This is a genomic window from Georgenia sp. G2120 (assembly GCF_055326485.1).
Map to the genome: position 1 here is coordinate 183378 of NZ_JBUZNL010000001.1, position 24926 is coordinate 208303.

23 protein-coding genes are annotated in these 24926 nt (G+C 74.6%); 10 read left to right on the top strand and 13 right to left on the bottom strand.

Annotation, left to right across the window (positions count from 1 at the left end):
- Nucleotides 1-47: 47 nt before the first annotated feature.
- From ACZLMO_RS00995 to ACZLMO_RS01010, 4 genes are read right to left on the bottom strand one after another with little or no spacing between them, the layout of a single operon-like run.
- Nucleotides 48-725: a uracil-DNA glycosylase gene (locus tag ACZLMO_RS00995; RefSeq protein ID WP_425714417.1), complete on the bottom strand. Its 678-nt coding sequence runs from the start codon at nt 723-725 to the stop codon at nt 48-50.
- Between the two features lie 10 nt (nt 726-735).
- Nucleotides 736-1359, bottom strand: a complete 624-nt coding sequence (locus ACZLMO_RS01000) for an AbrB family transcriptional regulator (RefSeq protein ID WP_463652634.1) — start codon at nt 1357-1359, stop codon at nt 736-738.
- On the bottom strand, nt 1356-1886 hold the full coding sequence (locus ACZLMO_RS01005; RefSeq protein ID WP_425714419.1) for an AbrB family transcriptional regulator: 531 nt from the start codon (nt 1884-1886) through the stop codon (nt 1356-1358). The genes ACZLMO_RS01000 and ACZLMO_RS01005 overlap by 4 nt, the downstream gene beginning before the upstream one ends.
- Nucleotides 1883-2854 (bottom strand): NAD(P)-dependent oxidoreductase, encoded by a 972-nt coding sequence (locus ACZLMO_RS01010; protein WP_463652635.1) that lies wholly within the window; start codon nt 2852-2854, stop codon nt 1883-1885. The genes ACZLMO_RS01005 and ACZLMO_RS01010 overlap by 4 nt, the downstream gene beginning before the upstream one ends.
- 414 nt (nt 2855-3268) lie before the next feature.
- Between ACZLMO_RS01010 and ACZLMO_RS01015 the strand changes: the two genes are divergently transcribed.
- From ACZLMO_RS01015 to ACZLMO_RS01025, 3 genes are all read left to right on the top strand, one after another.
- Nucleotides 3269-3568, top strand: a complete 300-nt coding sequence (locus ACZLMO_RS01015; RefSeq protein WP_425714421.1) for a DUF3263 domain-containing protein — start codon at nt 3269-3271, stop codon at nt 3566-3568.
- Nucleotides 3569-3635: 67 nt separating this feature from the next.
- A complete protein-coding gene (locus ACZLMO_RS01020) occupies nt 3636-4262 on the top strand; it encodes a LytR C-terminal domain-containing protein (protein ID WP_425714422.1) in 627 nt (208 codons plus the stop codon).
- Nucleotides 4263-4399: 137 nt separating this feature from the next.
- Nucleotides 4400-4579 carry a DUF5302 domain-containing protein gene (locus ACZLMO_RS01025; RefSeq protein ID WP_425714423.1) on the top strand — a complete coding sequence of 60 codons (180 nt, stop codon included), beginning with the start codon at nt 4400-4402 and terminating at the stop codon, nt 4577-4579.
- Between the two features lie 39 nt (nt 4580-4618).
- Here the strand turns inward: ACZLMO_RS01025 and ACZLMO_RS01030 are convergent, their stop codons facing one another.
- Nucleotides 4619-6232 (bottom strand): glycoside hydrolase family 15 protein, encoded by a 1614-nt coding sequence (locus ACZLMO_RS01030; protein ID WP_425714424.1) that lies wholly within the window; start codon nt 6230-6232, stop codon nt 4619-4621.
- Nucleotides 6233-6459: 227 nt separating this feature from the next.
- Here ACZLMO_RS01030 and groL point away from each other — a divergent pair, with 227 nt between their 5' ends.
- Nucleotides 6460-8085, top strand: coding sequence for a chaperonin GroEL (gene groL / locus ACZLMO_RS01035; protein WP_425714425.1), 1626 nt, complete (start codon nt 6460-6462; stop codon nt 8083-8085).
- A gap of 156 nt (nt 8086-8241) precedes the next feature.
- On the opposite strand, the gene ACZLMO_RS01040 is transcribed toward groL, so the two are convergent.
- Nucleotides 8242-9003 (bottom strand): hypothetical protein, encoded by a 762-nt coding sequence (locus tag ACZLMO_RS01040; protein WP_425714426.1) that lies wholly within the window; start codon nt 9001-9003, stop codon nt 8242-8244.
- Nucleotides 9004-9104: 101 nt separating this feature from the next.
- Here ACZLMO_RS01040 and ACZLMO_RS01045 point away from each other — a divergent pair, with 101 nt between their 5' ends.
- The gene (locus ACZLMO_RS01045) at nt 9105-9512 is read left to right on the top strand and encodes a universal stress protein (protein ID WP_425714427.1); all 408 of its coding nucleotides are present in this window, start codon (nt 9105-9107) and stop codon (nt 9510-9512) included.
- A 52-nt stretch (nt 9513-9564) separates the two neighbouring features.
- On the top strand, nt 9565-10875 hold the full coding sequence (locus tag ACZLMO_RS01050; RefSeq protein ID WP_425714428.1) for an MFS transporter: 1311 nt from the start codon (nt 9565-9567) through the stop codon (nt 10873-10875).
- Between the two features lie 133 nt (nt 10876-11008).
- Here ACZLMO_RS01050 and ACZLMO_RS01055 read toward each other — a convergent pair whose 3' ends face one another.
- The 3 genes from ACZLMO_RS01055 to ACZLMO_RS01065 all read right to left on the bottom strand — a co-directional run bounded on the left by ACZLMO_RS01055 (nt 11009) and on the right by ACZLMO_RS01065 (nt 13813).
- Nucleotides 11009-11959: a DUF4031 domain-containing protein gene (locus ACZLMO_RS01055; RefSeq protein WP_425714429.1), complete on the bottom strand. Its 951-nt coding sequence runs from the start codon at nt 11957-11959 to the stop codon at nt 11009-11011.
- Between the two features lie 57 nt (nt 11960-12016).
- Nucleotides 12017-12307, bottom strand: coding sequence for a WXG100 family type VII secretion target (locus tag ACZLMO_RS01060; protein ID WP_425714430.1), 291 nt, complete (start codon nt 12305-12307; stop codon nt 12017-12019).
- Nucleotides 12308-12550: 243 nt separating this feature from the next.
- Nucleotides 12551-13813, bottom strand: a complete 1263-nt coding sequence (locus ACZLMO_RS01065; protein WP_425714431.1) for an HD domain-containing protein — start codon at nt 13811-13813, stop codon at nt 12551-12553.
- A 218-nt stretch (nt 13814-14031) separates the two neighbouring features.
- Between ACZLMO_RS01065 and ACZLMO_RS01070 the strand changes: the two genes are divergently transcribed.
- Genes ACZLMO_RS01070 through ACZLMO_RS01085 form a run of 4 tightly spaced genes read left to right on the top strand, consistent with a single transcriptional unit; the run spans nt 14032 to nt 19617 of the window.
- A complete protein-coding gene (locus tag ACZLMO_RS01070) occupies nt 14032-16302 on the top strand; it encodes an SDR family oxidoreductase (protein WP_425714432.1) in 2271 nt (756 codons plus the stop codon).
- Nucleotides 16299-17078 carry an SDR family NAD(P)-dependent oxidoreductase gene (locus tag ACZLMO_RS01075; protein WP_425714433.1) on the top strand — a complete coding sequence of 260 codons (780 nt, stop codon included), beginning with the start codon at nt 16299-16301 and terminating at the stop codon, nt 17076-17078. Before ACZLMO_RS01070 ends, ACZLMO_RS01075 begins: the two co-directional genes overlap by 4 nt.
- Nucleotides 17075-17929 (top strand): lysophospholipid acyltransferase family protein, encoded by an 855-nt coding sequence (locus ACZLMO_RS01080; protein ID WP_425714434.1) that lies wholly within the window; start codon nt 17075-17077, stop codon nt 17927-17929. Before ACZLMO_RS01075 ends, ACZLMO_RS01080 begins: the two co-directional genes overlap by 4 nt.
- Nucleotides 17926-19617, top strand: a complete 1692-nt coding sequence (locus ACZLMO_RS01085) for an FAD-binding oxidoreductase (RefSeq protein WP_425714435.1) — start codon at nt 17926-17928, stop codon at nt 19615-19617. The genes ACZLMO_RS01080 and ACZLMO_RS01085 overlap by 4 nt, the downstream gene beginning before the upstream one ends.
- A 107-nt stretch (nt 19618-19724) precedes the next feature.
- On the opposite strand, the gene ACZLMO_RS01090 is transcribed toward ACZLMO_RS01085, so the two are convergent.
- The 4 genes from ACZLMO_RS01090 to ACZLMO_RS01105 form a co-directional block, all read right to left on the bottom strand.
- On the bottom strand, nt 19725-21629 hold the full coding sequence (locus tag ACZLMO_RS01090; protein WP_425714436.1) for a sensor histidine kinase: 1905 nt from the start codon (nt 21627-21629) through the stop codon (nt 19725-19727).
- Complete coding sequence (locus tag ACZLMO_RS01095; protein WP_425714437.1) at nt 21629-22387, bottom strand: response regulator transcription factor; 759 nt, start codon at nt 22385-22387, stop codon at nt 21629-21631. Before ACZLMO_RS01095 ends, ACZLMO_RS01090 begins: the two co-directional genes overlap by 1 nt.
- A gap of 67 nt (nt 22388-22454) precedes the next feature.
- Nucleotides 22455-23021 carry an NYN domain-containing protein gene (locus ACZLMO_RS01100; RefSeq protein WP_425714438.1) on the bottom strand — a complete coding sequence of 189 codons (567 nt, stop codon included), beginning with the start codon at nt 23019-23021 and terminating at the stop codon, nt 22455-22457.
- A 270-nt stretch (nt 23022-23291) separates the two neighbouring features.
- Nucleotides 23292-24758 carry a dicarboxylate/amino acid:cation symporter gene (locus ACZLMO_RS01105; protein ID WP_425714439.1) on the bottom strand — a complete coding sequence of 489 codons (1467 nt, stop codon included), beginning with the start codon at nt 24756-24758 and terminating at the stop codon, nt 23292-23294.
- Between the last annotated feature and the right edge of the window lie 168 nt (nt 24759-24926).

Consider the following 24926-nt stretch of genomic DNA (forward strand, 5'->3'; position numbering starts at 1 on the left):
TCGCTGACGGGCGGCGGGCGACGGGCGGACGGGTGCGGGGCCGAGGTCTACGGCAGCCGCCAGTCGATCGGCTCCGCCCCGGCGGCGACCAGGAGCTCGTTCGTCCGCGAGTAGGGGCGCGACCCGAAGAACCCGCGGTAGGCGGACAGCGGCGACGGGTGCGGGGACGCGACCACGGGCGTGTCGCCGAGCATCGGCCGGAGCGTGCCGGCGTCGCGCCCCCAGAGGATCGCCACGAGCGGCTGGTCGCGGCGGACGAGCACCTTGATCGCGTGCTCGGTGACGGCCTCCCAGCCCCAGCCCCGGTGCGAGCCCGCGGCGCCGGGTCGGACGGTGAGGACGCGGTTGAGGAGCATGACCCCGCGCTCGGCCCAGGGGCTGAGGTCGCCGGTCGAGGGGGTGGGGGCCCCGACGTCGTCGGCCAGCTCGGTGAACATGTTCCGCAGGGACTTCGGCACGGGCCGCACGTCGGGCGCGACCGAGAAGCTGAGCCCGATCGGGTGCCCCGGCGTGGGGTAGGGGTCCTGGCCCACGACGAGCACGCGCACGTCCGCCAGCGGGTAGGTGAACGCTCGCAGGACGTTCTCCGCCGGCGGGAGGTACGTGCGGCCGGCGGCGAGCTCGCCGCGCAGCTTGTCGCCGAGGGCGGCGATCTGCGGGGCGACGGGCTCCATCGCGGCGGCCCAGCCGGGATCCATCAGCTCGGTCAACGGGCGGGTCGGCATACCGGCGAGGCTAGTCGGGGACCGGGTCGGCGGCTGGGCCGCGTCCCGTGGCCGGACCGGGTCCGGTGTCCGAGCCCGGGGGCGGGTCGGCGTCCGGGCCGGTGGCCGGAGCGGGACCCGCCGCGCCGCCGCCCCCGCCGAGATACCGGGCGAAGCGGACGAGCAGCGGCAGCGTCCACATGACGACGAGCAGGCGCACGAGGTGCATGCCGGCGACGACCGCGCTGTCGACCTCGAGGGAGATCGCGGCCGCCACCATCTCCCCGACCCCGCCGGGCACCATGCCGAGGACGGCCTCGGCCGGAGGGAGCAGGCCGAGCCCGTGCAGGGCGAACCCGAGGCCGACGCCGAGGCCGACCACGAGGACGACCGCGATGACGCCCGGGGTCAGCAGCCGGGCGAACTCCTTGAAGATCTCGGGGCCGATCGTGGCCCCGATCGCCGCCCCGACGAGCACCTGCGCGACCGGTGACATGGGGGCGGGCATGACGGTGGTGCCGCCGATGACGAGGTGGGCGGCCGCGGCGCCGACGACCCCGCCAGAGATCGGCCACATGGGGACGCGCAGGAGGCGGAACAGCGCGGCCACCGCCACGCCGCCGCCGAGGATGGCGAGGACCTCGAGCCAGTTCATCGGGTGGAGAGGTAGGCGACGAGCAGCGGGAGCGCCACGAGCACGATGACCATGACGCGGACGGTGTGGATCGCGACGACCACCGACGTGCGTGCGCCCCAGTCCATCGACACGGCGACGATCTCGCTCAGCCCGCCCGGAGCGGTGGCGAGGACCGCCGTCATCGCATCGACCTTGTAGCGGCGCACGAGGAGGAGCGCGAGCAGGACGTTGAGGAGCAGGAGGAGGGCCACCGAGGCGAGCACGGGGAGCGCGATGCGCGCGAGCACGGACAGGGCGTGCGGCTCGAGCCGCACCCCGGTCAGGCACCCGATAAGGACGAACCCGACGACGCGGAACCCGCGCGGCATCGTCACCGCCGACGTCCCCGGGATCGCCCGGTTGGCGAGCGCGGCACCGATGACCGAGCCGAGGAGGATCCCGGCCGGTACGCCGAGAAGGTCGAGCAGGGCCGCCCCCGCCGCCGCCCCGGCGAGGACGCGCGCGATGCCGCCGAGGGATGCGAGCCGCCCGCGCCCGTCCGTCACAGGCCAGCAGCCCCGGGGTTGACCTCGTCGTCGGACAGGGTGCCGTCGAGGTGTGCCTCGAGCTGGTCGGCCGCGATCGTCGCGAACTCGTCGAGGACCTCCTCGACAGTCCACCCGATGTGTGGCGTGATGAGGGCGTTCGGCAGGGTCCGCAGGGGAGAGTCGGGGGCCAGCGGCTCGTCCGCGAACACGTCGAGCCCCGCAGCTGCGAGCGGTCCGGAGCGCAGCGCCTCGACGAGCGCAGGCTCGTCGACGATCGCCCCGCGCGAGGTGTTGACGAGGACCGAGCCCTCGCGCATCGACGCCAGCTCGGCCGCCCCGAGCAGCCCGCGCACCTCGTCGGAGAGGCGCAGATGGATGCTGACGACGTCGCAGGCGGGCAGGAGCTCGTCGAGCGGGACCCGCGGGATGTCGGGGTTGGGGCTCGTCGCGCCGGGGCGGGCCCAGCCGACGACGTCCATCCCGAAGGCCTCGGCGATCCGGGCGACGTTCGCTCCGTGCCGCCCGGTGCCGAGCAGCCCGAGGCGGCGCCCCGCCAGCGTGCGGCCGGTCAGCGCCGGCCACCCGCCCGCGCTCATCTCGCGCACCGCGGTGGGTAAGTGCCGCAGCGCGCCGATCATCAGGGCGAACGTCAGCTCGGGCACCGCCGCGCGGGGGCCGTGCGCGCGCCGGCCGTGGGTGACGACGATCCCGCGCTCGCGCGCGGCCTCGAGGTCGACGTGGTATGCGTGACCGCCGGACTGCAGGAGAACCTTGAGCGACGGGAGCCGGTCGAGCGCGGCGGCGTCGAACCGGGTGCGCTCGCGCACGGCCATGACGTACTCGACGTCCGCCAGGTCCGCGTCGGGGACCTCGGCGAGCGGGCGATCGAGCACGGTGACGTCGGCGCGGGTCCGCATGCGCGCGATGCCCTCGGAGCGGGCGAGGAGGCCCTCCCAGTCGTCGAGGACGACGACGCGCGGGCTCATGCGGTCGCTGCCGCGACCGGCGGGCCGACCTGGGCGGAGGGGTCGACGGCGGCGGTCGCGTCGGCGATCGGGGACAGCGAGATGCCGCCGCTCGACGACGAGAGTGTGTACCGGGTGACGATGGACGAGTACCTTGAGAACGTCGACGCGGACACGGAGATCTGGCTGTCGTTGTTCGACTACACGAGCTGACCTCGATCCAGGAGAGCAGGCGACCGCCCGGGCACGGCACCAGCCGTGCCCGGGCGGTTCGCGTCCCCGCGGAGTCAGGTCGGTACCCGACGTCGGCCAGACCCGTGCCGAGCACCACCGCGCGGTGAATGACAACGCTGTCGTTCTGCCCCTACCATGGCCATCGCGAGACCCCCGCCGGCCGATGCCGACGGGCCGACCAGGACGGACGAGGAGCGTGGCATGTCGGCAGCGGTACCCGAGGCCGGATCGGGCACGGGGCGCGCCGCGGCGGACGGCCTTACCGAGGTCGAGGCCGGCGTGCTCGACGTCGAGCGGCGCTGGTGGCGCTACTCCGGCGTCAAGGAGACGGCGATCCGGGAGCGGCTCGGCATGAGCGGGACCCGGTACTACCAGATCCTCAACCAGCTCCTCGACTCCGAGGCTGCGCTCGCCCAGGACCCCATGCTCGTCAAGCGGCTCCGCCGGCTCCGGTCCGAGCGGCACCGCGAGCGCAGCGTGCGCCGGCTGCAGCTGCCCTGAGAGACGGGTCCGTGTCCCCTGAGCGAGGGTCCGTGACTGCCCGCCGTCGCCGGGTAGCGTGACCCGCGTGAGCGCTCCTGACCAGTACCCCGAGGACGAGTTCGACCGGGCCGCGCGCGAGCGTGCGGCCCACGGCTCGCACCGCGAGCGCGCGCGTCGCGCCTCCATGCTCCCGCTCATCGCGGTCCTCGCCGCCCTCGTGGTGGTCGTGTGGGTGGCCGCGCTGCTCATCGGCGGGGGCGACGACGAGACCGCGACCGAGCCCGGCCCGGCCCCGAGCCAGGGACCGGTCGAGAGCCCCTCCGAGGAGGGCGGCGGCGAAGCACCGTCGGACGGCGGGGGAGAGGCCCCCTCCGAGGGTGGCGGCGAGTCTCCGTCCGAGGGCGGCGAGGACGCACCTGCGGGCGACGTCGACCTCGCGACCGACGTCCAGGTCCTCAACGGCGCCCGCGTGGCCGGTATCGCGGGCCGCACGGCCGAGACGCTCGGCGCGGCCGGCTTCACCAACGTGACGGCCGACAACATCGGCGACGGCCCGCCCGAGACGTCCACCGTCTTCTACGCGGACCCCGCGGACGAGGCCACGGCGCAGGAGGTCGCGGACGCCCTGGGCATCGAGGCCGTCGAGGAGGACGCCGAGCAGGCCGCGGCGGCGTCCGTCGTCGTCGTGCTCCGTCCCGACTTCCAGGAGTAACCGCCTCCCGGACCGGCCGCGCGCCGGGCCCGCGCCGGCCCCGACGTCCTCAATTCGCTGGCCGCCCCTGCGACCTTCGCGCAGGATGGGTGACCCGGTCCGCGGAGCCGGACCGTCGAGGAGCGAGAGGAGGCGTCATGTCTGACAGCGAGACTCAGCCGACCGCCGAGGACGTCAAGGCGAAGATGCGCGAGGCGCTCGAGCGGAAGAAGGCTCGGGGCACCGCGGCCCACGGTGACGGCGGCCACGGCGAGGGCAAGGCGCATGACGTCGCCGCGCCCGACCTCAAGCGCACGTTCCGACGCAAGTCGGGCTGAGCCGGGGCTGCGGCCGTCCACGGGCGGCCGCAGCTCACCTCAGTCGGCCGATCCCTGCCCCTCGGCGGTCGGGATCTCCGCCGGCAGCTGACCGGCCTCCTCGAGGGCGAGGACGGCGAGCACCACGTTCGCGGCGGACCACGCGAGCGGCGCGACCGCGGCGGGCGACCCGTCGGCGAGGACCTTCTCCGGGATCGCACCCGAGGCCGTGCGATGGGCCTCGACCCACGCGAGACGACGCACGGCGTCGTCGGGCCGATCGTTGACCGCCGCGACCCACGCGTACAGGCTCGTCTGCGGGGTCCACGAGATGCCGTCCCGCCGCCAGCTGCTGCCCGGCGCCAGCCCGCCCGCGGGCCGTGCCATCTCGCCCGCGGACACGAGCCACGCGGCCTCGGCCCCCGCCGGAGGTGCCTCGGTGAACGGCGGGAGCAGGAACGACGTCGAGGCGTCCCGGCCCGACACCCCGCGAACCGCCGCAGTCGGGTCCCACGAGGCGTACCGCGTCCAGCCGCGCACGCCGTACGACGCCTCGAGCGCCTGGCCGAGCGCGTCCGCACGCCCTCGCGCCCGGTCGGCGAGCTCGTCCTCTCCGAGCGCCTCGAGCAGGGCGGGCGCGGCCTGCAGCCCCGCCCACTGGGGCGCGACGGCGCCGAGCGGCAGCCGGTCCTCGGGGATCTCCCAGTAGTCCGACGTGGGCTCCGGGAGCGGGCTCGGTCCGTCGGTCGCGGCGAGCACCGCGGTGACCGAGTGCTCGATCATCGGTGCGAGCGCCTCGAGGACCGCAGCGCAGTCCGGGGGATCGCCGGTCCCGGCGTCGGCGTCGGCGCCGGCACCGTCGTCGGTCCCGGCCTCCTCGCCCCCGCCGGCCGCCTGCTCCTCGCAGGCCTCGACGGTGAGCCCGGCGGACCACAGGAGCCACCCGGGGCCGTCGCCCTGGGGCGGCCGGTCGTCCGGCGTCCCGGACAGGTCGGGCAGGTAGCGGGGCGCGAGCAGCCCGTCGTCGGCCTGGGCCTCCCCGACGGCGACGAGCGCGTCCGCCGCGTCCTCGACGTGCCCGGTCCGGGCGAGCGCGACGGCGACGAACGCGGTGTCGCGCGGCCACACGTACTGCCACCGCGGATGCCAGGCGGCCAGCACCACACGCTCGTCGGTGTCCGCGACCGGTCCGGACGTGCCGCGGCCGCCCTGGAGCGCGTGCAGGTCGAGCAGGGCGCCCGCGACCAGCTCCTCCCACTGCGTGCCGTCGCCGGGGACGATCCCGTCCGCGAGCCACCGCCGCTCGCGCGCCGCCTGGAGGCGGGCGGCCGGGAGGTCGGTGGCCCTCTCCGGCACCACCACGCGCGACCCGGGCAGGTACTCGGCGTCCCGCCCCGCGGGCAACGAGCGCACGAGGCCGTCCGCCCCGGTGCCGAGGCCGTCCTGGTAGAGCGCGATGTAGGCCGACGTGCCCCCGCGCTGACCCTGCACCACGTTCGCGCCCGTGACGAGCGCGAGCGAGACGAAGGCGAGCACCGCAGCGATCGCCACCCGGGTCCGGGTGCGGGTGCGGCGGCGTGCGGGGCGCGTGGCGTCGGAGCTGCGCCCGGTGCCGTGGTCCCGCCCGGTGCCTGTCTCCGCACCCTGCGGAGCGGTCGGTCGGTCGGCGGCCACCGGGGCACCCTACGTGCGCCGCTCGCGCGGCGGGGCCACGCCCCGGTCTCCTTGCACTCGACCATCGAGAGTGCCAGACTCGGAGTTAGCACTCTCGACCCGAGAGTGACAATCCACCGGCCCGGTGAGGCCGTCCGCCGACGCGGGACATGAGCGCGTCGCGCGGCGGTCGTCCGTCGCGGGCACCTCGGCCGGAACGCCACCACACCGTGGAGGAACACACCAGCATGGCCAAGAGCATCGCTTTCGACGAGGAGGCCCGGCGCGGGATGGAGCGTGGGCTCAACGTCCTCGCCGACACCGTCAAGGTCACCCTCGGCCCCAAGGGCCGCAACGTCGTCCTCGAGAAGAAGTGGGGCGCCCCCACGATCACGAACGACGGCGTCTCGATCGCCAAGGAGATCGAGCTCGAGGAGCCGTACGAGAAGATCGGCGCCGAGCTCGTCAAGGAGGTCGCCAAGAAGACGGACGACGTCGCGGGTGACGGCACCACCACCGCCACCGTGCTCGCCCAGGCGCTCGTGCGCGAGGGCCTGCGCAACGTCGCCGCCGGCGCCAACCCGATCGCGCTGCGCCGCGGCATCGAGAAGGCCGTCGAGGTCGTCGTCGAGCGCCTCTTCGCCGACGCCAAGGAGATCGAGACCAAGGAGCAGATCGCCGCGACCGCCGCGATCTCCGCCGGCGACCCGGCCATCGGCGAGCTCATCGCCGAGGCCCTGGACAAGGTCGGCAAGGAGGGTGTCGTCACCGTCGAGGAGTCGAACACCTTCGGCCTCGAGCTCGAGCTGACCGAGGGCATGCGCTTCGACAAGGGCTTCCTCTCGCCCTACTTCGTCACCGACGCGGACCGCCAGGAGGTCGTCCTCGAGGACGCCTACGTGCTGCTCGTCGAGTCGAAGGTCTCCAGCGTCAAGGACCTGCTCCCGCTGCTCGAGAAGGTCATCCAGTCGGGCAAGCCGCTGGCGATCATCGCCGAGGACGTCGAGGGCGAGGCGCTCACCACGCTCGTTCTCAACAAGATCCGTGGCACGTTCAAGTCCGCCGCCGTCAAGGCGCCCGGCTTCGGCGACCGCCGCAAGGCGATGCTGCAGGACATGGCCATCCTCACGGGCGGCCAGGTCATCTCCGAGACCGTCGGCCTCACGCTCGAGAGCGCGGACCTCGACGTCCTCGGTCGCGCCCGCAAGGTCGTCATGACCAAGGACGAGACCACGATCGTCGAGGGCGCCGGCGAGGCGGACCTCATCGAAGGTCGCGTCCAGCAGATCCGCGGCGAGATCGAGAACTCGGACTCGGACTACGACCGCGAGAAGCTCCAGGAGCGTCTCGCCAAGCTCGCCGGCGGTGTCGCCGTCATCAAGGCGGGCGCGGCCACCGAGGTCGAGCTCAAGGAGCGCAAGCACCGCATCGAGGACGCCGTCCGCAACGCGAAGGCTGCCGTCGAGGAGGGCATCGTCGCCGGTGGTGGCGTCGCGCTCATCCAGGCGGCCACCGCGCTCGAGTCGCTCGCGCTCGAGGGTGACGAGGCCACCGGTGCGAACATCGTCCGCACCGCGGTCGACGCCCCGCTCAAGCAGATCGCGGTCAACGCCGGCCTCGAGGGCGGCGTCGTGGCGGAGAAGGTGCGCGGCCTCCCCGCGGGCCACGGCCTCAACGCCGCGACCGGCGACTACGAGGACCTCCTCGCCGCCGGCGTCAACGACCCGGTGAAGGTCACGCGTTCGGCGCTGCAGAACGCCGCGTCCATCGCGGGCCTGTTCCTCACGACCGAGGCGATCGTCGCCGACAAGCCGGAGAAGGCCGCCCCGGCCGTCCCGGGCGGCGACGACATGGGTGGCATGGGCGGCTTCTGATCCGCTGAGCCCACCCGGGCAGCACGTCGACGGCGGGCCGTCTCCCCTCGCGGGAGGCGGCCCGCCGTCGTCCGTCCGGGGAGTGGCCGGGACCAGGCCGTCGGGGCCGGCCGGTCAGCGCCGCCTCGTCAGGAGCAGGCAGTCAGGAGGAGCCGGTCAGGCGTCGTCCGCCAGCGCGTGGGCGGGGAGGATCTGCGCGGTGGCCGAGCACAGGACGGTGATCGGTGTCGGGTCGGCGGTGATCCCGGGGAGCGGCTCGATGTCGAGCAGGACGAGCGGATGCTCGCCGGACCCGTCGTGGTTCGGGGCCGTGCCGAGGTCCGGCCCGCTGCCGGAGGTCGTCGCGCCGCCGTCGGCGGCCGTCCCGTGCTCGATGCACACGCCCCACGAGCTCGGCGTGCGCGATCCGTCGGCGAGCTCGAGGGGGAGCGGCGCGAACGCCCGGCCCACGTACGTCTCGCCGGGGGCGAGCACGATGCCGCGGGCGTTGAGCGGGACGACGGTCTGCGGCGCGGCCCGGCTCGTCAGCCAGGCCACCCCGCCCTCGACCTCGACCGCGGACGGGATCGCGGCCGGGTCGGAGGCAAGGTCCTCGGCGGTCGGGTTCGCGGTGCCGATGCCGCGGACGAGCAGCATGTCGGCCGCGCCGGTGTTCGTCACCTCGTAGACCGCCTCGAGCGACGGCTGCGCCGGGTCCGCTGCCGCGCCCGTCGTGTCGAGCTCGACCGTGAGGGAGAGCCCGTCCGCCGCGGTGGAGCGGGTGACGCCGTCGGCGTCGTCGGCGTCGGGGGTCTCGACGGGGACCTCCTCGCCGGCGGTCCCGGCGGGCCCGACCGGGGCGTCGTCGGCGCACGAGGCCAGGCCGAGGGCGAGCAGACCTGCCGCGACGGCGACGGCAGGACGGGGGCGCAGGCTCATCGGCCCAGCGTGGCAGAGATCGGCGGCGCACGGAGGCGGTCGGAGCGTTCGTATGATGCGACCGGGCCGCCGGTCGGCGGCCGCGACCGAGAGGATGTCCCGTGTCGATCGTCGTGGGCTACGTGCCGACGCCCGAGGGGCGCTCCGCCCTGCGTCGGGCCGCCGAGGAGGCCCGGGTCCGCGGTGCCAAGCTGCTCGTCGTCAGCTCCCAGCACGGCGGTCGCACGTGGGACCCCGCGGAGGCCGCCCGCTTCGAGGACGACCTCGACCGCGTGCGCGCCGACCTCGAGGCGGCGGGCGTCGAGCACGAGGTGCGCACGCTCGTGCGGGGGTACGACCCCTCCGACGACCTCGTCGAGGTGGCTCGCGCGGAGGACGCCCACATGATCGTCATCGGGCTGCGCCGGCGCTCCCAGGTCAGCAAGCTCATCCTCGGCTCGAACGCCCAGCAGATCCTCATGAAGGCCGACGTCCCGGTCCTGGCCGTCAAGGGCGCGCCGGAGCCGTGACGGGCCCGACCTCCGACCGCCGCGCGCCGGCGGACCGGCCGAGGTGCGCCGGGTGAGCGCACCGACCGGCCCGTCCCGCCGCCTCCCGCGCGGCGCGAGCGTGGCGTTCCTCGTCGTCGCCGTCCTCGTCATCGGGCTCAACCAGCGACCGGCGATCACGGCCATCCCGCCGATCCAGGACGTCATCGCGTCCGACCTCGGCATGGGCCCGGCGGTCACCGGCGCCCTGACGTCGGTGCCGCTCGTCTGCTTCTCCCTCGTCGGCCTCGTGGTGCCCGCGCTCGTGCGCCGGCTCGGGGTGGACCGGCTCATGCTCGTCGGGCTGATCCTGCTCGGGGTCGCGGTGGCGGCCCGGCCCTGGGGCGGCGCGGTCGTGCTGTTCGCCGGGACGATCCTCGTGGGCGCCGCGATCACGATCGCCAACGTCCTCCAGCCGGTCGTCATCCGTCGGGACGTTCCCACGCGCGTCGGAACGCTCATGCCTGTCTCGACCGCCGCCCTGTCCACCGGGGCCGCCCTCGCCTCGCTCGTGGCCGTCGACCTCGAGCAGTGGCTCGGCTGGCGCGCCACGCTCGCGCTGCTCGCGGCCCCGATCGCAGTGGCCGTCCTCCTGTGGGCCGTCCGGGTGCGGGCCACCTCGGGGGAGGACGCCGACCCGGCCGGCACGACGACGACAACCGGATCGACGCCGGAACCCGAGGCGACGAAGACAACCGGATCGACGCCGGACCCCGAAGCCCTCGTGCGGCCGAGCGTGGAGACGTACCCGGAGCGACGGTCCGCGTGGGCCGAGGGGTCGAGCTGGTGGCTCGCGGCCTTCTTCGGGCTCCAGTCCACCCTGTTCTTCTCCGCGGCGGCCTGGCTGCCCTCGATCCTCGCCGATCGCGCGGAGGCGAGCCGCTCCGACGGCGGGATCGCGCTCACCGTCTACTTCCTCCTCGGCGTCGTCGGGGCGCTCGCCACCCCCGTCGTCGTGCGGCTGCTGGGGAGCTACCGCCGGGCGTCCCCCGTGCCCGGCGCGGGGTGGGCGATCGGGATGGTCGGACTGCTCGTCGCCCCGGACGCGTGGCTCGTGTGGGTGATCGTCGCCGGCGCGGGGCAGGGGATGGGCATCAGCCTCGGCCTCACCCTCGTGGCGGTGCGGCCGGTCGACGTGGTCCACGGCCGGAGCGTGTCCTCGATGGCGCAGTCGGTCGGTTACGCGATCGCCGCATTCGGCCCGGTGGTGCTCGGTCGGGTCTACGGGCTCACCGGCGACTGGGTGGCCGGCTGCCTGCTCATGCTCGGGCTGTCGATCGCCCTCGTCGTCACGGGCTTCCCCGCGTCCTCGCCCCGGCCGCTCGGCCTCCCGCGAGGGGCCTGACCGCCCGAGCGGGAACGTCCCGGTCCGCACCGGGTGCGTGGCGTGCGCGGGCGCGCGCACCGGCCGGTCTGACGTACGTCGCGGGTCGGATCCGCGGCTCCCGACCCAGCCGATCGGATCCGCGGCCCCCGACCTAGCCGGCCGGATCCGTGCTGCTCGTCCCGAGCTCGGCGATCTCGGCGGCGACGTTGACCCGGGCCCGCTCCTCCCAGCGGGCACGACCCTCGGGGGTCGAGAAGATCGGACCACCCTCGGCGAGCGCCCGCAGGACCGCGGCGCGGCCGGACGCGAAGTCCTCGTCCGGCACGTGGGCGTACTCGGCCCGGACGTCCGCGGCGTACTCGGCGTAGCGGCCCGCGGGCGCGGCGAGGATCGCCAGGTCGGCGTCGCCGAGCAGCGCGGCGTCGCGGTCGCCTCCCGCGTGCTCCGCCGTGGTCAGCACGAGCCGCGCGACCTCGTCCGCGAGCCCGGGGGAGCCGGCCGGGCCGATCGCCGGGTCGGCGAGCGCGGCGGAGGCGAGCTCGGCCGACGCCCGCTCGTCGTCCGGCGTGCGACCCCCGTGGACGGCGTCGTGGAACCAGGCCGCCAGCTCGACGGCGGGGGAGACCTCCGCGCCGTCGGCCGCCAGCTGGTCGAGGTCGAGCAGGATCCCGTCGAGGTGCCGCACGTCGTGGTACCGACGGTGCGGCTCCTGCCACCGCTCGAGAAGGTCGTCACCGAGCCCGACCCAGGCGTCGGTCGCGCCGACCCCGGCGATGCGCTCGCCGAGGCCGGCCCAGCGTGCGCGCAGGTCGGCGACGAGCCGCCGGCGCCGCTCCTCGGTGCGCCGGACGAGCGCGACCCGGAGCCCCGAGCCGGACAGGCGCCGGAGCAGGGTGCGGCGGTCCACCCGCTCGGCTCCCGCAGCGACCAGGGCGTCGAGCGCGCCGGCCGGCACGTCGTAGTGGTCGAGGTCGAACGACCTCGGCGGGAGGCGCTGGTCCCGCGCGAACGCGTGGAGCTCCTCGAGCGAGACGTCCGAGACGAGGTGCGACCACGTGGTGCCGTGGGCGGGCCACAGCGGGTCGTCCACCAGGAGGGCCATGCCCCGATGCTAGGGGGCCGTGCGGCCGGCGGGTCCGAGCCGGCCGCGCCGCCCGGCTCACACCGCGAACATGCCGTGCGCCGCAGTCTCCGCCTCGTCGTACCCGCGCGCGGCCGAGTCCAGCGCGAGCGAGATCTGGTCGAGGTTCGCCTCGACCTGCGACTGCACCGTGCGCCACTGGTCCGAGCAGGTGCCGAACGCGACCGACGCGCCACCCGTCCACGTGCTCTGCAGCGCCACGAGGTGCGCCATCATCGCGGCGACCTCGCCGCGCACCGAGCTCGCCGTGGTGCGCACCTGCGCCGCCGCAGTCGCGACCTCGCCGCTGTCGACCTGGAACCGTGCCATGACCTCCCCCGTCCCGGCCCCGCCCGGTGCGGGGCCAACGGGGGTGACGCTACGAACGCGCCGGACGTGGCGCCGCGCGCCGACGCCCCACCGGTGGACAGGGTGGTCGTGGGACGAGCTGTGGAGACGGCGTGCCGACAGATCCGTTTCGGCGTGCGCCGGACCCGCGAGTCTCGGACCGCGAGGTTCGGGCCCGCACGGCTCGGCACGGCCGGGCGCGGCTCCGTCCCGGCGCGCGGACGGTCAGCGACGCCGACGGCGGGGTGCGTCGTCGGGCCCGCGCTCCATGCCCGAGCGCGTGGTGAGGTCGTCGGGCGTCGGGGCGGACTCCTGAAGGTCCGTCGGGACGCGTCGCTCGCCCGGGCGGGCGGGCTCGGTCGGTTCGTCGCGTTCGGGCTCGGTCGGACGGACTGGCGGGGACGGCCTCGGCGGCGGGGGGAGCGGGGCACCTCCGGCTCGTGGGCGGGCGAGCAGCTCGTCCGGCCCCATCTCGAGGGTCGAGGTGAGCGGGCCGGGCCGGTCCGCGGGACGGCCGGGGCCTGGGCCTGGGCCAGGTCCGGGGCCGGGGGTGGTGCCGGGCAGCCGGTCGGCGATCGGGACCCGCGCGGGCTCCGGCTCGGCCGCGTCGGCGGGCTGCACCGGTGCGGGGCGGAACGTCCCGGGACGGTCGGCCTCGGGCCGGCGACCAGGCTGGTCCGGGTGCAGATCGTGGTCCGGGTGCACGCGCATCGGGTGCTCGGCCGCCGGACGGCCGCCGGCCTCATCCGCTGCGACGCCCGCCTCGGCCGCCGCGACGTCACCCTCCGGCCCGGATGCGCCGAGACCGTCGAGCTCCGAGCGGAGGATCTCGTGCTCCGACGTGAGGTTCTCGCGGGCCGCGTCCTCCCAGTCGGCCGCCATCGGGCTGGCGTAGATCCGCCGGCGCCCGAGCAGCGCCTCGACGATCGCCAGGCGGGCCTGGACGTAGTGGCGCACGGGGATGTGCGCGTACTCGGCGCGCACGGTCTCCCGGTAGGCGCGGTACTCCTGGGGACGCTTCGCCAGCACCGCCAGGTGTGCGTCGGCGAGCGCGAGCTGGTCGATGTCCCCGCGGTCGCCCTCGTGACCGCGCAGGTGGACGACGAGCTCCGCGACCCGGTCCGCGACGTCGTCGGCCACGCCGAGCCGGCCGAGCTCCGCGCGCGCCACGTCCGCGGACGCCACCTCGTCCTCGCCGGCGGCGCGGCGGTAGGCGTGCTCCTCGGCCACCGAGAACACGACCCCGTGGTACCAGGCGGCGAGCCGTACGACGTCGGGGTGATGGGTCTCCTGCGCGAGCTCGTCGACCTTCATCAGCACGAAGGTGAGGTGCTTGACCCCGTGGTGGTGGCGGCCGGGTGCCGACCACCGGGCGAGCAGGTCCCGGGCGTGCTCCTCGAGCTCGACGGCGGGTGCGGTCGCGCCGACGGCCGCGGCGCTGCGGGCGAAGGCGGCGGGGAGCCACTGGGGAGCGTCGGTGACGCCCATGTCGTGCGCCTTCCTCCGGTCGGGGCCTCGTGCGCGGGCCGTGCGGTCCGCGCCGACGATCGTAGTCGCGCACCCCGGGACCCGCGCACGGGCCGGTCTCCCCGTCGGCCGCGCGAGGACGGGCGAGGCGCAGTCCGCCGCGACTCCGGCGGACCGCGCGTGACCTTCGCGACCGGCGGGGACCTCGCGGGCCCGCCCGGGGCCAGTAGAGTGCCTGCGTGACTCAACCGTTGGACGGGGCGCACGTCCTCATCACCGGGGCCACCGGTTTCGTCGGCCAGGCCGTGCTCGAGCGACTGCTCTCGGCGTACCCCACCACGCGCGTGACGCTGCTCGTCCGCCCCCGTGGGGAGATCAGCGGCGCCGACCGGATCCGCCGCCTCACCCGCAAGCCCGTCTTCGCCTCCTGGCGCGAGAGCGTCGGCGACGACGGCGTCGAGCGCGCCCTGGCGGAGCGCGTCTCCGTCCTCGAGGGCGACCTGGGGAACGTGCCCGAGCTGCCGCGCGACCTCGACGTGGTGGTCCACTCCGCCTCCACCGTCTCCTTCGACCTGCCCATCGACGAGGCGTTCGCGTCCAACGTCGGTGGCCCCGTCGCGCTCTACGACGCGATCGCCGCGACTGGGGCCGATCCCCACGTCGTGCACGTCTCCACGTCCTACGTCGCCGGCCTGCGCAAGGGTGTCTCCGAGGAGACGTCCCTCGAGCACGAGGTCGACTGGGAGACCGAGCTCGAGGCCTCGCGGGTCGCGCGTACGCGCGCCGACCATGCCTCCCGTGACGCCGAGCGGCTCGGCGGGCTCCTCGACAGGGCGACCAAGGAGCACGGACGGGCCGGCGCGCAGGCGGTCTCCGCCGCCGCCGAGGAGGCCCGCGAGGCCGCCGTCCGCGACGAGCTCGTGGCCGCCGGGCGCAACCGGGCCCGCACCCTGGGCTGGCCGGACGTCTACACGTTCACCAAGGCGCTCGGCGAGCGGGTGGCAGAGGGCCGCTGGGGTGCCGGGCACCGGCTCTCCGTGGTCCGCCCCACCATCATCGAGTCCGCCCTCCGCCACCCCTACCCGGGCTGGATCGACGGCTTCAAGGTGGCCGACCCCCTCATCGCCGCCTACGGCCGCGGCCTGCTGCCGGAGTTCCCGGCGCTCGCCGACACGGTCCTCGACGTCATCCCGGTCGACTTCGTGGTCGGTGCGATCCTCGCGGCCGCCGCCGCGCCGCCCGAGCGTGGCGAACCCGCGTACTACCAGGTGGGGTCGGGGCTGACGAACCCGCTGCGGTTCGGCCGGCTCTACTCCCTCGTGCGCGAGTACTTCCAGGAGCACCCGCTCTCCGACGCCGAGGGGTCCGAGGTCACGGTCCCCTCGTGGTCGTTCCCCCACGGTCGCGCGGTGGAGCGGGGGCTCGCCCGGCGCGAGCGCCTCGTCGAGCTCGCCGACAGGGCGGTCTCCGCGCTGCCGGGGTCGAACCGGTCGCGCGCCTGGTCGTCGACCATCTACAAGGCCGGCCGCGACCTGCGCACCCTGCGCAAGTTCACCGAGCTCTACCAGCCCTACACGCAGACCGAGGTCATCTTCGACGACCGCCGCACGCGGGAGCTCCACCACTCGCTCCCCGAGGAGCGTCGGGCCGAGTTCGGGTTCGACGTCACCGACATCGACTGGCGGGTCTACCTGCAGGACGTCCACATCCCCAACGTGCCCGGGCTCATGCGCGATCGCCGGTCGGCCTCCCAGGGCGTGCGGCCGCCCGCCGGGGCGGACCTCGCACGGCGCGAGGACGTCGTCGCCGTCTTCGACCTCCAGCGCACGATCGCCCGCTCGACGCCGGTCGAGCACCTCCTGTGGGCCGAGCTCACCGCGAAGTCGCCCGGCTCCTGGCCGAGGTCGGTCCTCGAGGTCGTCTCCAAGGCCCCCGGCTTCCTCACGGCTGACCGGCACGACCGCGGCGAGTTCATCCGCAGCGTCATGCGCCGCTACGCCGGCGTGCCGGACGAGCGGATGCGCCGGCTCGTGCAGGAGCGACTCGCACCGTCGTTGCGCGCGAACCTGCACTCCGAGGCGCTCGCCCGCATCGCGGAGCACCGCGCAGCGGGTCACCGCACCGTGCTCGTCACCGGTGAGATCGACGTCTTCGTCGAGCCGCTCCACGACCTGTTCGACCACATCGAGGCCGGTCGGATGGAGGTCGGCGACGACGGGCGGTGGACCGGTCACCTCGAGGTCTCCCCGCTCGTCGGCGAGGCCCGCGCAGCCTGGCTCGTGCGCGCCGCCCGTGAGAACGGCTGGGACCTCTCCGGCTCGTTCGCCTACGGCGACGCGTACGCCGACCGGCCGTGGCTCGAGGTCGTGGGGAACCCGACCGCCGTCAACCCGGACTCCGCCCTGTACGCGTTCGCCCGCGCCCGGCGCTGGCCGGTCGTCAGCTGGACCGGCACCGCCGAGTCGCGGCTCGCCCCCGTGTGGCGCGCCGTGCGGGGAACACGCTCGTGACCGCCCGGCTGCACGGCCGTGCGCTCGTCACCGGCGGGACGTCGGGCATCGGGCTCGGGTTCGCGCGCAGGCTCGCGCTGGCGGGGCTCGACGTCGTGCTCGTCGCCCGGGACCCGGGCCGGCTCGAGTCGACGGCGGCGGAGCTGACGGCCCTCGGCGTCGAGGTCGAGACGATCGTCGCCGACCTCGCCACCCGGGAGGGGACCGACGTCGTCGGTGAGCGCCTCACCGACGAGGAGCGTCCGGTCGAGGTGTACGTGGCCAACGCCGGGCACGGCCTCTACGAGCCGCTCGCGACCGAGGACACGGCGCCGCACCACGCCGCCATCGACCTCATGATCCGCGCGGTCCTCGACACGGGCGCGGCCGCCGCGCGGGCGATGACCGCCCGTGGGCACGGTGTCATCATCCCCATCGGCTCGATCTCCGGCACGATCGCCACCGGACACTACTCGGCGATCAAGGCCTGGACGAACAGCTGGGCGGAGTCGCTCGCCACCGAGCTCGAGGGCACCGGCGTCACGGTCACCTGCGTCATGCCCGGCTGGGTGCGCACGGAGTTCCACCAGCGGGCCGGCATGTCGACGGGGAAGATCCCGGACGCCCTGTGGCTCGACCCCGACCAGGTCGTGGTCGAGGCGCTCGATGCGGCCGAGCGGGGCGACTACCGGGTCGTCCCGTCGTGGCGCTACAAGATCATCGCCTTCGCGGCCGAGAAGGGGCCCAAGGCCGCGGTGCGGGCGGTGTCCCGCGTGATCCAGGGAGGCAGACGATGACCGCAGCACCCGTGCAGCGGGCCGGGACGGGCGAGGACGCCGTCCCCGCGCCCTCCACGAGGCACGCCCACCAGGCCGCGCTGGCCGCCCGCAAGGCGGCGGGCCGACTGGTCGACGCGGCGGGCGACAGCCTCCTGCAGTACACCTCCGGCCTGTGGCGGGTCGGCCGCGTGGCCGCCCAGAAGGGTCCGCTCAACGCGCTGGTCCGCACCGTCACGCGCATCGACGTCGTCGGGCGCGAGAACCTCAAGGGCGTGCGCGGCCCGTTCGTCGTGGCCCCCAACCACAGCTCGCACCTCGACGCCGCCGTGATCCACGCGATCATGCCGTGGCAGCACGCCGGCCGGGTCGCCACCGCCGCCGCGGGCGACACGTTCTACACCAAGCGCGTGACGAGGGCGCTCACCGCCCTGTTCTTCAACACCTACCCCGTCGACCGGTCCGGCAACCGCCGCAAGGCGGGCCTGTCCGCGCGGCTGGTCGACGCGGGCGTGCCGCTGCTCATCTTCCCCGAGGGCACGCGCTCGCGCACCGGCGAGATGGCCCGGTTCAAACCCGGTGTCGCCGCCCTGTGCGTCACGCGCCGCATCCCCTGCATCCCGGTCGCCCTCATCGGGTTCCACGAGGCGATGCCGGTGGGCCAGTCGTTCGTCTCCCGCGGCCGCCCGCACCTCAAGGTCGTGATCGGCCGCCCGCTGCGTCCCCGGCGCGGCGAGCGGATCCGGGAGTTCAACGAACGCATCCAGGCCCAGGTGGCGGCGATGTACCGGGCGCGGACGCCCGACGTCGTCGTCGCCCGACCGGGCACCGGGAGCAGCGGCCGCACCGGCGGCCAGGAGGAGGCATCGTGACCGAGGTCCAGCACCAGAAGTGGTGGGGGTGGGGCGTCGAGGGAGTGACGTTCACCCACGACAACAAGCCCAACTTCGCCCCCTTCGTGCTGGACAAGGTCGGACTCGACCTCTCCCTGGGCGGCACCCCGCCGCCCGCGTTCGAGGACCTCGACGTCCCCGCCCCGCGGCTGCCGGACACGCTCGCCGCCGGCCTGAGCGGTGCCGTCGGCGACGCGCACGTGACGGTCGAGGACATGGACCGGGTCGTGCACACCTACGGCAAGGGCATCTCGGACCTCGTCCGGGTCCGGGCCGGCGACCTCCCGCGCGTGCCCGACGTCGTCGTCTACCCCGGCAGCGAGGACGAGGTGCGCGCCGTCGTCGACCTCGCCGACGCCGCGGACGCGGTGATCATCCCCTTCGGCGGCGGCTCCAACATCTCCGGCTCGCTCACCCCGCAGCCGGCCGAGACCCGCCCGATCATCTCCCTCGACATGGGGCGGATGAACAAGGTCCTCGAGATCGACGAGGACTCCGGGCTCGCCCGCGTGCAGGCCGGCGTGCTCGGCCCCGACCTGGAGGAGCAGCTGGGCGCGCTCGGCTGGACCTCCGGCCACCAGCCCGACTCCTTCCGGCACTCCACCCTGGGCGGCTGGGTGGCCACCCGCAGCTCCGGCATGCAGTCCGACCGCTACGGCGACATCGCCGACATCACCCGCGGCCTGCGCTCGGTGCTGCCCGGCAAGGTCGTCACGCTGCGCCCGCTGCCGTCGACCTCGACCGGCCCGTCGGTGCGCGAGATGATCATCGGCTCCGAGGGCCGCCTCGGCGTCATCACCGAGGTGTGGATCCACGTCCACCGCCTGCCCGAGAAGCGCCTCGTGGTGGCCTACCTCTACCAGAACTGGGCCTCCGCGCTCGAGGCGATGCACGACATCTCCACCTCGGACGTGCACCCCTCGATCACCCGCGTCTCCGACCCTGCCGAGACCCAGTTCTCGCTGTCCACCCAGAAGAAGCAGACCGGCATCAAGGGCAAGATCTCGACCGGCATCTTCGACCTGCTGGCCAGGCGCGGCTGGGACCTCGACGAGGTCTGCCTCAGCTACGTGGGCTACGAGGGGTCGCCCAAGCACGTGGCCTACCAGCGCAAGGCGGTCGGGAAGATCGTCGGCGCACACGGCGGCATCCCGCTCGGGACCGGCCCCGGCGCGCTGTACGACCAGAAGAAGTTCGACACGCCCTACATCCGCGACTTCCTCCTCGACATGGGGGCGCTGGCCGACGTCTCGGAGACCGCGGCCCCGTGGTCGCGGCTGCGCGGCATCTACCAGGGCGTGGTCGCCGCCGCCGAGGACACCTACGACCGGCTCGGCGTGCGCGGCTACATCATGTGCCACCTCTCGCACAGCTACCACTCGGGCGCCTGCCTCTACTTCACCTTCGCGTTCCCGGCGGACGAGTCCGAGGGCGCCGAGGCACCGCTCGACCAGTACTGGCACCTCAAGTCCGCGATCCAGCAGGCCTTCATCGACGGCGGCGGCACCCTGTCCCACCACCATGGCGTGGGCACCGACCACGCTCCGTGGATGGAGCAGGACGTCTCCGAGGCCGGCATCGACCTCATGGTCGGGCTGCTGCGCTCCGCCGACCCGCACCGCCGGCTCAACCCCGGCACGCTGCTGCCCGAGCACCGCGAGTGGTGACGGGAACCGCGACGCGCTGACCCGAGCGGTCAGGGCGTCCCTCGAGGCACCTGCCCGCATGGCGCCGTCGGGCGGTGGACGGCGGGTCCGTCGGACCTCGACGACCGTCAGACCGGGCGGGGTGCCTGCTCCTCGCCGGTGAGCATCCCGCCCGCCGTCGGTCCGGCCACCGGAAGCACGAGCTCGACGGTGGTGCCACCGCCCGGGGTCGCGAGGACGCGTGCCCGGCCGTCGTGCGCGCGGGCCACGGACGCGACGATCGCCAGGCCCAGGCCGGAGCCACCGCCCGCGGAGCGGGCCCGTGAGCGGTCGAGCCGGTAGAAACGGGCGAACACCCGGTTCGCCTCTTCCGCCGGGATGCCCGGACCGTGGTCCTGCACGCGCAGCACCACCTCGTCCTGGGCAGGGGGCTCGGCGGGCAGCGGCGCCGTCGCGGGCGGCGTCGGACCGCGGCCCGCGAGCAGCCCGAGCAGTCGCCGGTCCGGCGGACGTCGCGCCGCGGGGACCTGCGACCCGCGTCCGGGCGCCCGGCGTGGCACGGTGCGCTCCGGCTCCACGTCCTCGGACGGCGGGGCACCGGCGGCACGGCTGGGGTGCTCGCCGTCGTGCCCGGTCCCCGGGTCCGGTGATCCGGGTACGGGACCGAGCTGCCCCGTCGCCGCCCACGCGCCGGGGGACGCCGCCGCGGGGTCGGGCTCGGTCGACGCCGTCGACGACGCCGTGGCCCCCGACGACGCCGGACGAGCCGCCGGGTGCCCCTGAGCGGCCCCGGCCGCCGCCCCGGACGAGGCCGAGGGGACTGACACCTGCGGTGCCGCCGAGCGCAGGCCGACGAGGATCTCGACGTCGGTGCCCGCGGGCGTGTGCCGGACCGCGTTGCCGACGAGGTTGGCGAAGACCTGCCGCAGCTGGTCGGCGTCCGCGCGGACGACCGTGGGCCCCGCGGTACCCGGGAGCGGCAGGAGCGTCGCCCGCCGGGTCGGGTCGAGCGCCCGCAGGTCGCGCACGGCGTCGGTCCCGAGGTCGGTGACGTCGACGTCGGACAGGGTGAGCCGGCGGTCCTCGTCGATGCGGGCGAGCGTGAGGAGGTCCTCGACGAGCGTGCCCATGCGTCGGGCCTCGGCCTCGATCCGGCCCATCGCGGCGGGCACCTCCGACTCGGGGACGCCGCCCATGCGGTGCAGCTCGGCGTAGCCGCGCACGGTGGCCAGCGGGGTGCGCAGCTCGTGGGAGGCGTCGGCGACGAACCGGCGCATGCGGCGCTCGGAGGCCGACCGCGCGGAGAACGCCCGCTCGATCTGGGCGAGCATCGAGTTCAGCGACTCCGACAGGCTGCCGATCTCGGTCCCGGGCACGCCGGGTGCGACGCGGCGCGTGAGGTCGCCGGCCGCGATGGCGCCCGCGGTGCGTTCGATCGCCCGCAGGTCGCGCAGCTCGTGGCGGATGAGCAGGTACCCGCCCGTCGCGCCGAGCACCACCAGCGAGACCGAGATGAGGACGACGTACTTGCTGGTCTGCCGGACCGTGGCGGCCACGTCGTCCATCGGGGTGGAGATCGTGAGGACGCCGACCTGGTCGCCGGCGCTGCTGACCAGTGGCAGGGCGAGCGCGCGCCAGGTGACGTCGTCGTGCGTGCCGCGCAACGTGGTCGGCCGGTCGGCGGCCTGGTCCGGGAGGACGGGCAGGCCCACCGCGGACGACGTGCGGGGGTGCGCGATCGTCTGCGTCTCCTCGCCGTCGAGGGAGATGCTGACGACGTAGCGGGTGGGCACCACCTGGTCGCCGCCGGCGCGCAGCTCCTCGAGGTCCTGCTGGGCGATCGTGTCGACCGTGTCGTGGAGGTTCTCGTCGAGCTGGTCGACCAGCTGGCTGCGCAGCACCGCGACCACGGTGGCGCCCGCCAGCCCGAGGCCGAGGCCGAGCAGGAGGACCGTCGTGACGACGAGGCGCGCCGACAGCGACCAGCCCTCCGTCGGCGCGTGCCCCGCCCGACGCCGTCCGAGCGCGTGCATCAGCTGGTCGGCCGGCGCAGGACGTAGCCGAAGTTGCGTCGGGTGTGGATGAGCGGGACCAGAGCCTCGGCCTGCTCGCCCTCGAGGCCGAGGAAGTCCGCGGAGTCGACCTTGCGGCGCAGGTAGGAGATGTAGGACTCCACGATCGTCGCCTCGCCGTGCCAGTCGTACTCCCACACGTGGTCGAGGATCTGCGACTTGGACACGACCCGCTCGGCGTTGACGAGCAGGTAGCGCAGGAGCTTGAACTCGGTCGGCGCGAGGTTGACGAGGACCCCGGCACGCCGCACCTCGTAGGCATCCTGGTCGATCTCGAGGTCCGCGTACCGCAGCACCGGGTCCTGCTCGGGGCCCGTGATGCCGACCCGGCGCAGGACCGTGCGGATGCGCGCGACGACCTCCTCGAGGCTGAACGGCTTGGTGATGTAGTCGTCCCCGCCCACGGTCAGCCCGTGGACCTTGTCCGAGAGGTCGTCGCGCGCGGTGAGGAAGAGGACGGGCAGCGACTCGTCGTGCGAACGCAGCCGCCGCAGGACCGTGAAGCCGTCCATGTCCGGCAGCATGACGTCGAGCACCACGAGGTCCGGCCGGTTGTCGGCGGCCTTGCGCAGCGCCTCGTTGCCGTCGGCGGCCGGGGTCACCTCGAAGCCCGCGAAGCGCAGGGACGCGGTGAGGAGCTCGCGGATGTTGGGCTCGTCGTCGACGACGAGGAGGTGGGCCTCGGTCGGCGCGGGACCGGAGCCGGCAGCGGTGGGCATAGGACCCATGATCCACCCCGATCCTGGACGATTCCTGGGAGCGCGCCGGACGTCGCCGTCGGGCGGGTTACAGGAACTGGCTGGCGTCGAACGAGGCGAGCGGGATGACCCGGACGCGGGGGAGTGCGGTGGTGAAGGCGCGCACGTCGTCCTCGAGGTCGAAGATCTCCAGGCCGCGCGAGGTCAGGGCGGTGAGCTCGTGGTTGAGGAACTCGCGGAAGGCGAGGATGCCGACCCGGTGGCCGGCGTCGAGGAGGTCCTCCATCTGGGGGAGGAAGTCGCCGTCGTGGGAGACGAGGAGGACGTTGCCGTGGCCCTGCTCGAGGATCGCCTCGAGCATGCGCTGCACGCCGATGTCGACGACCTTCTCCGTGGTCGACCCGGCCAGCGGGATCGGCCGGTAGTCCATCGCGAGCAGCGCCTGGATGAACGACGTCGGCAGGTTGCCCGAGGTGGCGTTGAGGAAGAACAGGCCGCGCGCCTCGCCGCCCCATGCGTCGCCCGCGTGCGTGAGGACCCGGTCCCAGCGCGGCCGCTCCTCGGGGTTCGGGCGGTGGCCGAGGATGCTCACCCCCAGCGTGGCGTCGATGTTCTCGCCGTCGATGACGAGGTACGTGGTGGGGGCGTCGCTCATGAGGACAGGTTAGGCGTGGTGGGGGCGTGCGCGTGCCCGGGGTGGGTGCCGCGTGGGGCGGACCAGTGGGGGGACGGTGCGGGCGGGCGGTCGGCCACCGGCCATCGTGTGGCGAGATCAGGGGAGGCGGGCGAGAGACGGGGATTTTTCCCCGGGTCTCGGCCCACTTCCCCCGATCTCGTGACCCGGAGCCGCTGAGCACCCCTGATCTCGGCGAGCCTCCCCTGATCTCGGCAGCCGCGTGGCGGGCGGCCGGTCAGGAGCGCCCGGTCAGCGCACCGGTGCGGGCTGCTCGCGGTCCGTGGACCGACCGTCGCCGTCCGTGGCGGACCCGGCGTCGGCTCCCCGGTCGGCGCCGGCCCCCACAGCCACCTCGTCCTCGTCGCGGAAGAGGTCCTCGGCGTCGGCGGAGTCGTACTGCTCGCGATCGAGGATGCCCTCGCGGTGCGCCACGACGACCGGCACGAGCGCCTGACCGGCCACGTTGACCGCGGTGCGCCCCATGTCGAGGATCGGGTCGACGGCGAGGAGCAGGCCCACGCCCTCGAGCGGCAGGCCGAGCGTGGACAGCGTGAGGGTGAGCATGACGGTCGCGCCCGTCATGCCGGCGGTCGCGGCCGAGCCGACCACGGAGACGAAGGCGATGAGCAGGTAGTCCGTCAGGCCGAGCGAGAGCCCGAAGAACTGGGCCACGAAGATCGCGGAGATCGCCGGGTAGATCGCGGCGCAGCCGTCCATCTTGGTGGTCGCGCCGAGCGGCACGGCGAACGACGAGTAGCCGCGCGGCACGCCGAGATTCCGCTCGGTCACGCGCTGCGTGAGGGGCAGGGTGCCGATCGACGAGCGCGAGACGAACGCCAGCTGGATCGCCGGCCAGGCGCCGCGGAAGTAGCGCAGGACGGACAGGCCGTGCGCGCGCAGGATGACGGGGTAGACGACGAGCAGCACGAGCAGCAGGCCGACGTAGATCGCGAGCGTGAACGTGCCCAGGCTCCCGATCGAGGTCCAGCCGTAGGTCGCGATGGCGTTGCCGATGAGTCCGACCGTCCCGATCGGGGCGAGGCGGATGACCCACCACAGGACCTTCTGCACGATCGCGAGCAGCGAGGCGGACACCGAGAGGAACGGCTCGGCCTTCTGCCCCACCTTGAGCGCGGCGATCCCGATGACGAGGGAGACGACGATGATCTGCAGGACGTTGAAGCCCGGCGACGCGCCGACGCCGGTCACGGCCCCGTCCGCCGCCGTCTCGAGCCCGGCGTTGACCTCGAGCCCGAGGAAGTTCGCCGGGACGATGCCGGTGAGGAAGTCGAGCCAGCCGCCCTGACGCCCGGGGGCGGAGGCATCCTGGGCGTCGACGCCGGCGTTGCTGCCCGGCTGGAGCGCGAGGCCCAGGCCGATGCCGATGAGCACCGAGACGAGGGCGGTGATCGCGAACCAGATGAGCGTCTGAGCGGCGAGTCGGGCGCCGTTGGCGATGCCCCGCAGGTTGGCGATCGAGGTGACGATGGCGAGGAACACGAGCGGCGGGACGATCGCGCGCAGGAGTCCGACGAAGGTCGAGCCGATCGTGTCGAGCGTGGTCGTCAGGGCGTTGGGCTCGTCCTCGGGACCGGTCCCGAGCTCGAGGGCGAGCCAGCCGAGGAGGATGCCGGCGACGAGGCCGATGACGATCTGCGCGCTGAAGGACGGCAGCCGGAGGCGGCGCGCGGGCGCGGTGGTGGAGCGGGTGGACACAGGGGTGCCTTTCGTGGGGAGGGGGCGCGACGGCGCGCCTGCGCACGCCCGTGCGGGCGACGCGATGGGAGAGGTGCCGGTGGACCCGGGACCTCGGGCCGGCCGGGGTGGGCCCAGGCCTGGCGGTCAGCGCCGACGTACCGCGCGGGAGGGGGAGCGGCGGGTCAA